General features: G+C 62.4%; 12 protein-coding genes. 9 read left to right on the forward strand and 3 right to left on the reverse strand.

Annotated elements, in window-relative coordinates:
* Nucleotides 1-39 precede the first annotated feature (39 nt).
* The 9 genes from QRN46_RS26880 to QRN46_RS26920 all read left to right on the forward strand — a co-directional run bounded on the left by QRN46_RS26880 (nucleotide 40) and on the right by QRN46_RS26920 (nucleotide 9,880).
* Entirely contained in the window at nucleotides 40-969 is a 930-nt protein-coding gene (locus QRN46_RS26880) for an amidohydrolase family protein (protein ID WP_007952852.1), read from the forward strand.
* Between the two features lie 4 nt (nucleotides 970-973).
* Nucleotides 974-1,879, forward strand: a complete 906-nt coding sequence (locus QRN46_RS26885) for an amidohydrolase family protein (protein WP_007952854.1) — start codon at nucleotides 974-976, stop codon at nucleotides 1,877-1,879.
* A 146-nt stretch (nucleotides 1,880-2,025) separates the two neighbouring features.
* Nucleotides 2,026-3,411, forward strand: coding sequence for a UbiD family decarboxylase (locus QRN46_RS26890; protein ID WP_285358350.1), 1,386 nt, complete (start codon nucleotides 2,026-2,028; stop codon nucleotides 3,409-3,411).
* An 11-nt stretch (nucleotides 3,412-3,422) separates the two neighbouring features.
* Nucleotides 3,423-4,046, forward strand: a complete 624-nt coding sequence (locus QRN46_RS26895) for a UbiX family flavin prenyltransferase (protein WP_285358464.1) — start codon at nucleotides 3,423-3,425, stop codon at nucleotides 4,044-4,046.
* A complete protein-coding gene (locus tag QRN46_RS26900; RefSeq protein ID WP_011334801.1) occupies nucleotides 4,043-5,086 on the forward strand; it encodes a CobW family GTP-binding protein in 1,044 nt (347 codons plus the stop codon). The genes QRN46_RS26895 and QRN46_RS26900 overlap by 4 nt, the downstream gene beginning before the upstream one ends.
* A gap of 91 nt (nucleotides 5,087-5,177) precedes the next feature.
* Nucleotides 5,178-6,533: a nucleobase:cation symporter-2 family protein gene (locus QRN46_RS26905; protein ID WP_011334802.1), complete on the forward strand. Its 1,356-nt coding sequence runs from the start codon at nucleotides 5,178-5,180 to the stop codon at nucleotides 6,531-6,533.
* Between the two features lie 12 nt (nucleotides 6,534-6,545).
* Nucleotides 6,546-7,934, forward strand: coding sequence for an amidohydrolase family protein (locus tag QRN46_RS26910; protein ID WP_011334803.1), 1,389 nt, complete (start codon nucleotides 6,546-6,548; stop codon nucleotides 7,932-7,934).
* A gap of 150 nt (nucleotides 7,935-8,084) precedes the next feature.
* A complete protein-coding gene (locus QRN46_RS26915) occupies nucleotides 8,085-8,279 on the forward strand; it encodes a hypothetical protein (protein ID WP_041475330.1) in 195 nt (64 codons plus the stop codon).
* A gap of 173 nt (nucleotides 8,280-8,452) precedes the next feature.
* Nucleotides 8,453-9,880 (forward strand): alkaline phosphatase D family protein, encoded by a 1,428-nt coding sequence (locus QRN46_RS26920; RefSeq protein ID WP_011334804.1) that lies wholly within the window; start codon nucleotides 8,453-8,455, stop codon nucleotides 9,878-9,880.
* A 46-nt stretch (nucleotides 9,881-9,926) separates the two neighbouring features.
* Here QRN46_RS26920 and sigJ read toward each other — a convergent pair whose 3' ends face one another.
* The 3 genes from sigJ to QRN46_RS26935 are packed head-to-tail and all read right to left on the reverse strand — an operon-like array spanning nucleotide 9,927 to nucleotide 12,228.
* The gene (gene sigJ / locus QRN46_RS26925; protein ID WP_285358355.1) at nucleotides 9,927-10,820 is read right to left on the reverse strand and encodes an RNA polymerase sigma factor SigJ; all 894 of its coding nucleotides are present in this window, start codon (nucleotides 10,818-10,820) and stop codon (nucleotides 9,927-9,929) included.
* Between the two features lie 3 nt (nucleotides 10,821-10,823).
* Nucleotides 10,824-11,258 (reverse strand): carboxymuconolactone decarboxylase family protein, encoded by a 435-nt coding sequence (locus QRN46_RS26930; protein WP_011334806.1) that lies wholly within the window; start codon nucleotides 11,256-11,258, stop codon nucleotides 10,824-10,826.
* Between the two features lie 40 nt (nucleotides 11,259-11,298).
* Complete coding sequence (locus QRN46_RS26935; RefSeq protein WP_181457881.1) at nucleotides 11,299-12,228, reverse strand: DHH family phosphoesterase; 930 nt, start codon at nucleotides 12,226-12,228, stop codon at nucleotides 11,299-11,301.
* Nucleotides 12,229-12,280: the final 52 nt, after the last annotated feature.

Here is a 12,280-nt window from a genome sequence, read left to right on the forward strand (position 1 = left end):
CGCAAGGCTCCCTTCCCCGCTATCAGGAGATCGACTTCAATGATCATCGATATCAGCTGCTATCCCACGGATCTCGTGGACCTCGCCTGGAGGCATGACGGTGACCCGTTCACCGGCGAGCGTCTGCTGGAGATGATGGATGGCCCGTACATGGTCAACGGCAAGCCTCGCCGCATCGACAAAGCCTTCATCCAGCCACCGCAGGGCAACACCATTTACACCTGGACCGACGGCGAACTGTCGGGCCGTGAATCCATCGACGCCTACATGGCCTACACCCTGAAAATGGTCCAGACCTATCCGGACCGTTTCATCGGTTGCTTCGTCTACAACCCGCGCTGCGGCGTGGAAAACGGCGTCGAGGCAATCGAGCGTTACGTGAAAGAACACGGTTTCAAGATGGTGCAGATGCAGGCCAACATGCACGCCTACCGGCCTGACCGTGCGCTGGACTGGGTCCGTCCGGCCTTCGAGAAATGCGCCGAGCTGGGCATTCCGGTCAAGTTGCACACCGGCGACGGGCCTTACAGCATCCCGTCGGAATGGGTGCCGATGATCAAGGAATTCCCCAACGTCGATTTCATCATGGCCCACTTCGGCGTGCAGACCGGCGGCGTCTACGTGTTCGAACCGATGCAGTGGGCGATGGAGCTGCCCAACGTCTATTGCGAGTCCGGCTGGTGCCTGCAATCGCGGATCGTCGAGTTCGCCAAAGTCCTGCCGACCCACAAGATCCTGTTCGGCACCGACACCCCGCCGAACGAACCGGGCATGTGGCTGCGCCTGCTCGAAGTGCTCTGCCACGAGCCGCCGCAGGGCCTTAACCTCGACGAGGACACCCTCGAGGACTACCTGGGCAACAACACCGCACGGATGATCGGCCTCGAGCCGTCCCCGCCGCCGCGTTCCGTTTCCGAAGCAGAGGCGCAACTCAAGCGCCCCGTCACCACCCAACTGGCCAGGAGCTGAACCGATGATCATCGACACCCATCTGCACCCCACCAATCTGGTCGACGAGGCCTGGCGCCACACCGGCGAACCGTTCACCGGCGAGCGCATGCTCAAGCTGATGGACGGCCCGTACATGATCAACGGCAAGCCGCGCCGGATCGACATGGGCTTCATCCAGCCGCCACCGGGCAACACCGGTTATCGCGACGGCAACCGCCGTGGCCGCGAGGGCGTGCGCGACTACATGTCGTATGTCGCCGAACTGTGTGTGAAGTACCCGGACCGCTTCATCGGCAACTTCAACTTCAACCCGCGCTGGGGACCGGAAAACGGTGCGGCGGAGCTGGAATTCCACATCAAGGAATACGGCTTCAAGATGCTCAAGCTGCACGCCAACATGCACGGCTATCGCCCGGACCGGGCGCTGGACTGGCTGCGTCCGGCGATGAAAGTCTGCGCCAAGTACAACATCGTGGTGCTGATCCACACCGGCGACGGCCCGTACACCATTCCGACGATGTTCTACCCGATCATCCGCGAGTTCCCGATGGTCAATTTCATCATCGGTCACTTCGGCATCCAGACCGGCGGCAACTACTCGTTCGAGGCGTTCTGGATGGCGATGGACACGCCGAACGTGTACTGCGAATCCGGCTGGTGCTTCCAGTCGCGAATCGTCGAGTTCGCCAAGGAGCTGCCGCGCAACAAGATCGTGTTCGGCACCGACTCGCCGCCGAACGAACCGGGCATGTGGCTGCGCGAGCTGGAGGTGTTGTGCTCGCCGGCGCCGCAGGGCCTGGGGATCGACGAGGATCACCTTGAGGATTACCTGGGCAACAACATCGCCCGGTTGTGCGGGATCGAACCGACCCCGCCGCCCAAGGATCTGGCCGAAGCGGACATTCGTCTGACCACGACCTATCTCTAAACAGGGTCTGACCCGGCTTCAACCCAGCCACACAGCGACTTTACAGGCGCGAAGATGATCCGGCGTTCGCTCGACCGGCAGGCCAACGGCTTGTCGATCGAACGCCAGCCTCACCCCTGCGCGCCTGCTTTTTACGAGGTGAAACCATGACCCGTTCGACGCTCGGCGACTCTCAGGATTTTCACGTATTCATCGACGCCTATCGCCGCCAGTACCCGGACGATGTGCTGACCGTCACCCAACCCCTTTCTGCCGATCAGGACGTCACCGCTCTGGTCGATGCCCTCGCCGCCCAGGGCCGCGATCCGCTGCTGATCTGCGAAAACGTCGGCAACCTCGGCGTGCCGGTGGCGACCAATCTGTTCGCCTCCCGCCGGCGTATCGCCCGGCTGTTCGGCGTCAGCGCCGCGCAGCTGCACGAAACCTTTCAGATCCGCGCCAACCAGCCGATCGCGCCACGCTACGTCGAAACCGGCCCGGTGCTCGACGAAGTCTTCGAAGGCGAAACCCTGGACCTGGCGCTGCTGCCGATGCTCAAGCATTTCGACAGTGATCGCGGTCCCTACATCACCAACGCGATCATCATCGCCGAGGACCCGCAGACCGGCATCGCCAACATGAGCTACCACCGCTCGATGCGTCATGCGCGTCAGGCCCTGGCCACCAGCCTGCACTCGCGCGGGCACCTGTGGCGGATGTTGCAGACCGCCCGCGAACGCGGTGAAGAATTGCGCGTGGCCATGGTGGTCGGCGCGCATCCGCTTTTCATGCTCGCCGCCGCTGCACGTTTGCCCTACGGCAGCGATGAACGCGCAGTGGCCGGCGGGCTGTTCGGTGCGCCGCTGGAACTGGTCAAGACCCCGCGCTACGGCATCGGCGTCCCGGCTTACGCCGAATTCGTGCTGGAGGGCGCGATAGACCCGACGGCCTATGCCGAAGAAGGCCCGTTCGGCGAGTTCAGCGGTTATTCCTCGGATCGCTCTACCAACAACGTGTTGCGCGTCGACACCTTGTTGCGGCGCAAGGACGCGTGGCTGGTGGACGTAATGGGCGGGCGTTACGCCGAGCACCTGACCCTGGCGCGGCTGCCACGCGAAGCGGAGATGAGCGAGAAGCTCAAGGCACGCTTCCCCGCCGTCACCGCCGTGCATTACCCGAACTCCGGCACGCATTTTCATTGCTACGTGGCGCTGGATCAAAGCCGCGACGGCGAGGCGCGGCAGATCATGCTGGCCCTGCTCGGCTGGGATCCGTACCTGAAAACCGTGATCGCGGTGGACAGCGACATCGACCTCACCGACGACAGCCAGGTGTTGTGGGCGCTGGCCACGCATTTCCAGCCGCACCTCGACATTTTCACCATCGACGGTTTGCCCGGCAGCCCCCTGGATCCGTCGTCCTCGGTCAATGGCACCACCTCGCGCATGGGTCTGGATGCCACGCGCGGCTCGGCGTTCGACGGGATCAAGGCGCAGCTCGATCAGGACGTACTCGAACGCGCCAGGCAACTGCTTGAAGGTCTGCCATCGTGAACCGTCAGCAGATGGTGGTCGGCATCAGCGGCGCGTCCGGCTTCATCTACGGCGTGCGCCTGCTGGAGTTGCTGGCGGAGCTGAACATCGAAAGCCACCTGATCATCAGCCGCGCCGCGCTGCTGACCATGGCCCACGAAACCGACTACAAACTGGCGGACGTCACCGCTCTCGCCAGCCACTATCACCGCGCCGATGACGTGGCCGCCGGGATCGCCAGCGGTTCGTTCCGTTGCCTGGGCATGGTGGTTGCGCCGTGTTCAATGAGGACGCTGGCGGAGATCGCCACCGGCACGTCATCGGGGCTGATCGGCCGCGCCGCCGACGTCACCCTCAAGGAGCGCCGCACCCTGGTGCTGATGGCCCGCGAAACGCCGCTGACCCTCGCCCACCTGCGCAACATGACTGCCGTCACCGAGATGGGCGGGATCATCGCCCCGCCGGCGCCGGCCTTCTACGCCCGCCCCGACAGCCTGGCGCAAATGATCGACCACAGCCTCGGCCGCGTCCTCGACCTGTTCGGCCTCGATGCCGGCGTCGCGCTGCGCTGGGGTGAAACCCCGGCCCCGAGCCAAATCCAGCCTCACTCCCCTTCATCGTGCACCGGTCTATCAATACCAAGGAGCCTCACATGAACACGCCCTTCAACGCCCCGACCCCGAACACCAAAATCCCGGTCACCATCCTCACCGGGTTCCTCGGTGCCGGCAAAACCACCCTGCTCAATTACATCCTCAAGGAGAACCACGGCCGCAAGATCGCGGTAATCGAAAACGAGTTCGGTGAAGTCGGCATCGACGGCGATCTGGTGCTCAGCTCCGAGACCGAAGAGATCTACGAAATGGTCAACGGCTGCGTCTGCTGCACCGCCGAAGTCCGCGAAGATCTGGTGCGCATCGTCCGCGAACTGGTGGCGCGTCCGGTACGGCTCGACCACATCCTGATCGAGACCAGCGGCCTCGCCGACCCGTACCCGGTGGCCCAGAGCTTTTTCATCAACGACCCGATTGCCGAGGAAGTCGAACTCGACGCGATCGTGACCATGGTCGATGCCAAGCACATCGCCCAGCACCTGGAAGACCTGCAACTGGACGGCGTCGACAATCAGGCGGTGGATCAGATCGTCTGCGCCGACCGCATCGTCATCAACAAGGTCGATCTGGTCAGCGCTGAAGAGGTGGAAACCCTGCGCGGCAAAATCCGTGGATTGAACGCCACGGCGGATCTGGTGACCTCGACCCACGCACAAATCGACCTGTCGAAAATCCTCGGCATCGGCGCCTTCGAATGCACGCAGAAGCTGATGGAGATCGGCGCGGATCAGCACGATCACCACGACCATGGCCACCAAACTGAAGAGCCCGACCACGAGCACGACCCAAGCGTTTCGTCCGTTGGCATCGCCGTGGACGGCGCCGTCAACCTGATGGCGTTCCACCGCTGGATCAGCGAGTTGCGCAGTTCTCAGGCCGACAACCTGTACCGCATGAAAGGCGTGCTGGCGGTGGCCAATGAAGACCAGCGCTACGTGCTGCAAGGCGTGCACAGCCTGGTGGAGTTCCGCGCCTCGACCGCGTGGGGCAGCGAGCCGCGCTCGAGCAAGATCGTGTTCATCGGCCGCGACCTGGATCGGGCGGCGCTGAACCAGGGCTTCGCCGCCTGCCTGGCCAGCTGAAACCCGGCATCGGAGCCGGTGGATGGCGGTTCCGGGCACACAGAACGAATACCCCTCTGTACCGAATAACAACAGCTAGAGGTGATTCCCCATGTCGTCAGCCAGTTCCTCCTCCACCGTCCACCCTGTCGACCGCGTCCTGCCGGTGCGACAGATGCTCACCCTCGGCCTGCAGCACATGGCCGTCTCGTACATCGGCGCCATCGCAGTGCCGTTGATTGTTGCCAGTGCCCTGAAGATGTCCCACGCCGACACGGTGGTGCTGATCAGCACCACGCTGTTCTGCTCCGGCATCGCCACCCTGTTGCAGACCGTCGGTTTCTGGAGGTTCGGCGTGCGCCTGCCGATCCTGCAAGGCGTGGCGTTCAGCAGCGTCGGGCCGGTGATCGCCATCGGCAGCAACCCGGAGGTGGGATTCGCCGGGGTCTGCGGGGCGGTGATCGGCGCGGGAATATTCACCATGCTGATCGCACCGTTCGTGGGCCGCTTGCGACGGTTTTTCCCGCCGGTGGTGACTGGCTGCATCGTCACGGTGATCGGCTTGCAGCTGTTCCCGATTGCCTATGAATGGGTCGGTGGCGGGCGCAACGCGAGCAATTTCGGCGCCCCGGCGTTTCTCGCCGTGGCGGTGGTGGTGTTGCTGACCATCCTGCTGGTCAACCGCTATGGCAGCCCGCTGCTGCGCAACATGGCGGTGCTGGTGGGGATGCTGGTCGGCGCCGGTCTGGCTTACGGCCTGGGCATGGGCAACTTTCACAGCGTCGAGGACGCGCCGTGGCTGACCGTGCCCTACCCGTTCTATTTCGGCTTGCCGACTTTCAGCCTGATCCCCATCGCCACCATGGTCGTGGTGATGATCGTGCAGATGGTCGAGTCCATGGGGCTGTTCGTGGCCATTGGAGACATTGTCGACAAACCGGTGGAAGACAAACAGGTCATCAATGGCCTGCGCGCCAACGGCCTGGCCAGCACCATCGCCGGGATGTTCGCCGCGTTTCCGTTCATTGCCTTCATGGAGAACGTCGGGCTGGTGATCCTGACCGGCGTGCGCAGCCGTTGGGTGGTGGCGATCAGCGGACTGTTGATGTGCTCGATTGCGCTGGTGCCGAAGGCCGGGGCGATCATCGCTTCGATGCCAACTGCTGCGCTGGGCGGTGCCGGTATCGCGATGTTCGGCGTGGTCGCGGCAGCGGGCATCCAGACCCTGGCCAAGGTCGATTACGAGCGCAATCGCTACAACGTGCTGATCGTCGGTTTCACCATCGCCGCCGCCCTGGTGCCGGTGCTCGCCCCGACCCTGTTCAAACAACTGCCCGAGTGGTCACAGCCGTTCCTGCACAGCAGCGTGGTCATCGCCTGCCTGGTGTCGGTACTGCTCAACGCGGCGCTCAACGGCGTCAGCATGCCAGAAACCACAGCCGGCAAATCCGCCTCGCACATCCTCTGACGGGAGCTGCCCATGACTCAACTTCAAAACATCCTGATCAAGCACCCGGTCGCGGTGATGACCGGCCTGCGCGGCCCCCGTGCCCGGGCCGGTGCCGTGGACATCCGCGTGGTCAACGGCCGGATCGCGGAAATGGCCGCCAACCTTGAGCCGCAACTCGGTGAACGAGTGATCGACGCGCGAAATTCGGTGGTCTACCCGGGCTGGATCAACACCCACCATCACCTGTTCCAGAACCTGCTCAAAGCCGTGCCCGAAGGCTTGAATCAGGACCTGCAAGGCTGGCTGGCGAGCGTGCCTTATCCGCGCCTGAACCGCTTCACCCCGCAACTGGCGCGGATCGCCGCACGGCTGGGGATGGTCGAACTGCTGCTGTCCGGCGTCACCACCTGCGCCGATCACCATTACCTCTACCACGCCCACGGCAGCACCGAGACCGGCGACTTGCTGTTCGACCTCGCCGAGGAATTCGGCCTGCGTTTCGTGCTCTGCCGTGGCGGTGCACTGGAATCGGCCAGCGCGCATCCGGGCTTCTCGAAAACCGCGCTGCAACCCGAATCCCTGGAGCAAATGGTCGGTGATATCGAACGGCTGAAATCGCGCTACCACCAGGACACCCCGGATGCTCTGCGCCGGGTGGTGGTGGCGCCAACCACGCCGACCTTCTCGCTGCCGCCAACGCTGCTGCGCGAACTGGCACACACCGCACGAGGCATGGGGCTACGCTTGCACACGCACCTGTCTGAAACCCAGAACTACGTAAATTTCTGCCGCGACAAGTACAACTGCCTGCCGGTGGAATTCGTCGCCGAACACGAATGGCTCGGCCCGGACGTCTGGTTCGCCCACGCCGTGCACCTGCAACCGGGGGAAATCCGCATGCTCGCCCAGACCGGCACCGGCGTCTCCCATTGCCCGGTGAGCAACGCACGACTGGGCAGCGGTGTCGCGCCGATTCCGCAAATGTACGAAGCCGGCGTGCCGATCTCCCTCGGCGTCGACGGTGTGGCCTCCAACGAATCCGGAAGCATGGTCGGCGAAGCCAACACCGCCTGGCTGATCCACCGCGCCGAACAAGGCGCCTCGGCCACCACCGCCGAAGACGTCATTCACTGGGGCACGGCCGGCGGCGCACAAGTGCTCGGGCTCGGCGCGGTCGGCACGTTGGAGGTTGGTCAAGCGGCTGATCTGGTGATCTACAGCCTCGACCATCCACGGTTCTACGGCTTCCACGACAGCGCCGTCGCACCGGTTGTCGCGGGTGAGCCGATTGCTGTGAAATACAGCCTGGTAGGTGGTCGGATCGGCGTCGACAACGGCGTGATTCCGGGGCTGGATATCGAACGGATGCGGGCCGAAGCCTGGGAGGGTGTGCAGGCGATGATGAAGGTCGACGATTGATGGATGACCGGTGGGAGCGGCGGTGCGACGATTCGCCTCGCCAGCTCCCACCGACGGCATTAGCGCCCCGCGGTTTTGTCGACTAACGTTAGTACCTCATCGGATTGAGCCCCTGCCAGTTACACCGGGCTCTTGATCAAGGAGAGACTGATGACATCCAGCCGCCTCATCGAACAGACCTATCGCACCTGGTCCAGCCCCATCCTGTTGGAGCTGAAAAAGCGCGAACACCAGATGGCGCCGGCCGAACGCCAGGCGCTTGAGAAAGTCATGGTGGAACGACGGTTGCTGGATGTTGGCAACCCTGACGGACCGGATCGACGCCAGGACAAGACTTCCCGTTAAGGCCGCCATCCGGCCGCCACACCTTGTCTACACTGCCAGCCATGGAGTCCGGACTTACTCCTCTGAATGATCAGGTCTGCCACTCCAGCCATTGGGTCGTTTCAGGAAAACCTCGCGGGTTTTCCTGAACCTATGGAGAAATCGGATAGCCCATCACTCACTGGAGCAGGGACATGACGATCACATTGGGCCCGATCATCGGGCACACCACGGACACGTCGGCAAAAATCTGGATACGCGGGGAAGCTAATGATGACAAGGAGGCGAAGCGGTTTTGTGTCGGCCTGATCGATGTATTCAAGGGCAAGACCTGGGTCACGTCGTGCCGCTGTTTCCTGCGTGACTACTATGACTTCACCGGTGCGGTAGAACTCAGTGAACTGAAACCCGCCACGGCCTATCGCGTGGTCTGCAACACGACCTACGTCAGCGATGAACTGGAGGTCACCCGACTGGTCAGGGACGACAAACCCGTCCGCCCGCTCAACCGTGCGGAAGAATCCGTCGAAGGGACGTTCACCACCGACCGGGCACCCGCTGACGGCACGCTGAACTTTGTATTCGGCTCGTGCCGTTATCTGTACTGGGACAACGTCTTTCAGAGTGATGCGGAAAAAGGCGACAAGACATTCCGCTCGATTGTCGAAAAACATTCGCAGAAACCTTTCGACCTGACGCTGATGATCGGCGACCAGGTGTATCTCGATCCGCTGAATGCGCTGCGCCAGTACAGCACGCTTGAAGAAATGTTCGACATCTATCGTCAGGCCTTCGGCCTGCCCTGGATCCGGCAGATGATGAACCGGATCCCGACCTACATGATCCTTGACGATCACGAGATCCGCGACGACTGGTCGCGAGAGAAACTCGACGATGTCGGCAAAGGCTTTTACGTCAGTGCGATGCGTGGTTATGAGTCCTACCAGCATTTGCACAACCCGGCGACGCCCAAGGGCCAGTACTGGTACACCTTCCAGAAAGGTGCCTTTCCGTTTTTCGTGATGGACACCCGAACCCAGCGTATCCGTGAGCCGTCGTCGATCGAACCGCGCTCGGTGCTGGGGCGCGAACAGCTCAATGCGTTCCTGACGTGGCTGAGTGAGCATCGGGGGGCGCCGATGATCTTTGTGGTCTCGAGCGTGCCGTTCTTCCCCGATCCGAAATCCGGAGACGACAAGTGGGTGGGCTTTCCGGAGGAGCGCAGCATCATTCTGGAGTTCATCCGGGTCGAGAAGATCAGCAATGTCGTCGTGTTGTCCGGCGACGTGCACAACAGCTGCTTCGCCGGCATGCGTTGCTACCAGGACCCGACGTTCGGGCTGACCTCACTGGTCGCCTCGCCCTTCTACTGGCCCTATCCCCATGAAAATCGCAGCAACTTCTACGGCGGCCGGACACTCGAGTTCATGCAGTGGAGCGATGGCACCCGCCGCATGCGCGACCGCATAGAGTATCGCTACGAAGGCGAAGGCTTTATCGGTGAAGAGAGCTTTGTCACCGTTTCGGTAGACGCGAGCAGGAAAGGCAAGATCGGCCAGGCACGCATCTATGACCGCAAGGGCGAGCCGCAGGAAGACTACCCCGGCGTCTTCAAGTTCTAGGACCGGACGCGTGCCGGGGCGAACGCACCCGGCACGTCTCGGCGTTTCATTGCAGGTTCAAGGTAGTCGGCAACCCGGCCAGTTTCTGCGGGTTACGCATGATGAAAATCCGGTTCACCTGCCCCGCCTGATTGAACCCGAACGTCATCGAAGCAGTGATGAGGCCGTCGGCCTTGATCACTACGCCCTGCGCGCCATTGATCTCGACCGGCAGCCACTCCTGCGCCTGCCAGTAGGCGTGCAGCGATTGGCCAATGAAGTCCAGCACATGCTTCTGGCCGAACAAGGTTTCGCGGATCGCCGACGCCTTGCCGCCGCTGTCGGCGCAGAGTTCGACGTCTTCGCTCAGCAGCGCACTGAGGGCGTTGGTCGAGCCGCTGGCGATGGCCGAATGAAAGGCATCCAGCAACTGCGACTGGCGCGCCGGCTCCGGCTGAAAACGGATCTGCTCGCCACCGATGCTTGCCTTGGCCCGGGACACCAGTTTGCGGCACGCGGCTTCCTGAATGCCGAGGGTTTCAGCGACCTGCGAGTAATCGAAATCGAAAATTTCATGCAGCAGGTACGCCGCCCGCTCCTTGGGCGTCAGCCGTTCGAGCATCAGCAGGAACGCGGTGGACAGCGACGCGGCGAGTTCATGCATGTGTTCAGGCGATTCGTGGTGGGTGGTGTGAATCGGCTCCGGCAACCAAGTGCCCATGTAATCGACACGGGACTTGTGCGCCGAGCGCAACAGGTCGATGCAGTGGCGGGTGCAAGCGGTGGTCAGCCACGCGGCCGGTGTGGTGATGGAGGCCTGATCGGCCTCCAGCCATTTGATGAACAGCTCTTGCACCGCATCCTCGGCTTCCGCGCGGGAACCGAGAATGCGATACGCCAGCCCCAGCAGAAAGGGTCGTCGCTGTTCGAACACAGCGACGGTTTTTTCAGCGAAGTTCATCGATCAGTGCCTCGACACCTGCAAACGGTTCCACAGGTTGATCATGCCGATTTCCGCCGTCAAGGCAGCGATCTGCGCGTCGTTGAAATGTTCGCGCAGGGCGCCGCGCAACGGTGCGTAGTCGGCGTGCGGATCGAGCACCGTCAGGGCTTCGGTCCAGGCCAGCGCCGCTTGTTCGGCGGCAGTGAAATCGTTGACGTGGCGCCAGACGATCAAGCGATCCAGACGCTCGTTGCTTTCATCGGCTTCGCGCGCCTCGCGGGTGTGCATTTTTACGCAGAAACCGCACTGGTTGATCTGCGAGGCACGCAGGTGAATCAGGTGCCGCAGCGACGGCGGCAAGTCGTGGTCGTTGAGGCTGACATGCACCTGGGTCAGGCTTTCGAACACTTGCGGCATGGCCTGTTGCAGGTTGACGGCTTGGGTATTGGACGACATCGCGTTGCTCCGTGTTTGAGGGATTCAACGGGATGACGATTCAGCTTTCGGGTTTGTGACGTGGGGTCTGTAAAGAAAGCTTCAGCAGTTCCTTGCGCAGCATTGATGGCTCTATAACGGCCATTCCAGCGTGCCATTCAAGTGATAACAAATGGCTCAGCTTCTGCTGGGAGACCAAGGGTTTGGCCAGCAGACAGCTTTTTTGGTCGCGGATGCTGATGAGGTTCAGCAGCCAGTCATCGCCCTGCCCGGCCATCCAGTCGTTGATCGTCGAGCGATGCCTTTCGAGCAAGGCATCGGCGTCCCAGACCGTCATTTGAGCGAAGACCTGCGGCAGGAGGCTGTCGGGTTTCATCCTTTTCAAGTCTGCTGCCAGTGCTGCGCAGATGTCAGATTCGATAGCGGTCTGACATTCGAGGAAGTATTGCCCGGGCCAGTCCGCTGTGAGTTTCCCGTGGGGTGCGAGCTCGGCATAGGCGTCGATGTCCGCTGTCGTGGTCATCTGCCCGGTGAAATTCAGCGTGTTGTCCAGAATCGCCGTGGCCAGCAGCGCGGCGCTTTGTTCGCTGATCCTCGACAGCCATCCTGCGGCTTTCCAGCGCTGGAAAACCTGCGTCGCCGCCGCGCCGATCGGGCGGATGTCGGCGGCAGATCCGAGTGTCTGTGCCCAATGCTGTTCGAAGCCCGGATGATGGTCGATGACTTCCACCACCCGATCGAGCGCGACCATTGGGTCGAAATAGTGGTAATCGGATACGTCGACCAGCACAAACTCATCGCTGGATGTCGGGCGGTAGTCGTGCAAAACAGCGCCCCAGCCGAGCACGGTTGTCGAAACGCTGGCATTGGGTTTTGCGCTGCTGACGGCGCGGGCCGAAATGCCCTGCAGGTTGAGCAGTTCGGCGTAGGCGATGCAGCAGGCGTAGGCGTCGATGTCCAGATACGCCGAGCCTGAGGTGATGACTTTGATGGGCGACATTACGCGTCCCTGACTTCCTTTTCAGGGGCGGCAACGTCGCACA

The sequence above is a fragment of the Pseudomonas sp. lyk4-R2A-10 genome (genome assembly GCF_030209075.1).
In the GTDB taxonomy this organism is placed as follows: Bacteria; Pseudomonadota; Gammaproteobacteria; order Pseudomonadales; family Pseudomonadaceae; genus Aquipseudomonas; species Aquipseudomonas glycinae.

Bases quoted from the DNA above. Each gene is read 5' to 3' on its own strand.
- QRN46_RS26880 (WP_007952852.1), top strand. From the start codon at position 40: ATGATCATCGATATCAGCTGCTATCCCACGGATCTCGTGGACCTCGCC.
- QRN46_RS26885 (WP_007952854.1), top strand. From the start codon at position 974: ATGATCATCGACACCCATCTGCACCCCACCAATCTGGTCGACGAGGCC.
- QRN46_RS26890 (WP_285358350.1), top strand. From the start codon at position 2,026: ATGACCCGTTCGACGCTCGGCGACTCTCAGGATTTTCACGTATTCATC.
- QRN46_RS26895 (WP_285358464.1), top strand. From the start codon at position 3,423: ATGGTGGTCGGCATCAGCGGCGCGTCCGGCTTCATCTACGGCGTGCGC.
- QRN46_RS26900 (WP_011334801.1), top strand. From the start codon at position 4,043: ATGAACACGCCCTTCAACGCCCCGACCCCGAACACCAAAATCCCGGTC.
- QRN46_RS26905 (WP_011334802.1), top strand. From the start codon at position 5,178: ATGTCGTCAGCCAGTTCCTCCTCCACCGTCCACCCTGTCGACCGCGTC.
- QRN46_RS26910 (WP_011334803.1), top strand. From the start codon at position 6,546: ATGACTCAACTTCAAAACATCCTGATCAAGCACCCGGTCGCGGTGATG.
- QRN46_RS26915 (WP_041475330.1), top strand. From the start codon at position 8,085: ATGACATCCAGCCGCCTCATCGAACAGACCTATCGCACCTGGTCCAGC.
- QRN46_RS26920 (WP_011334804.1), top strand. From the start codon at position 8,453: ATGACGATCACATTGGGCCCGATCATCGGGCACACCACGGACACGTCG.
- sigJ (WP_285358355.1), bottom strand. From the start codon at position 10,820: ATGAACTTCGCTGAAAAAACCGTCGCTGTGTTCGAACAGCGACGACCC.
- QRN46_RS26930 (WP_011334806.1), bottom strand. From the start codon at position 11,258: ATGTCGTCCAATACCCAAGCCGTCAACCTGCAACAGGCCATGCCGCAA.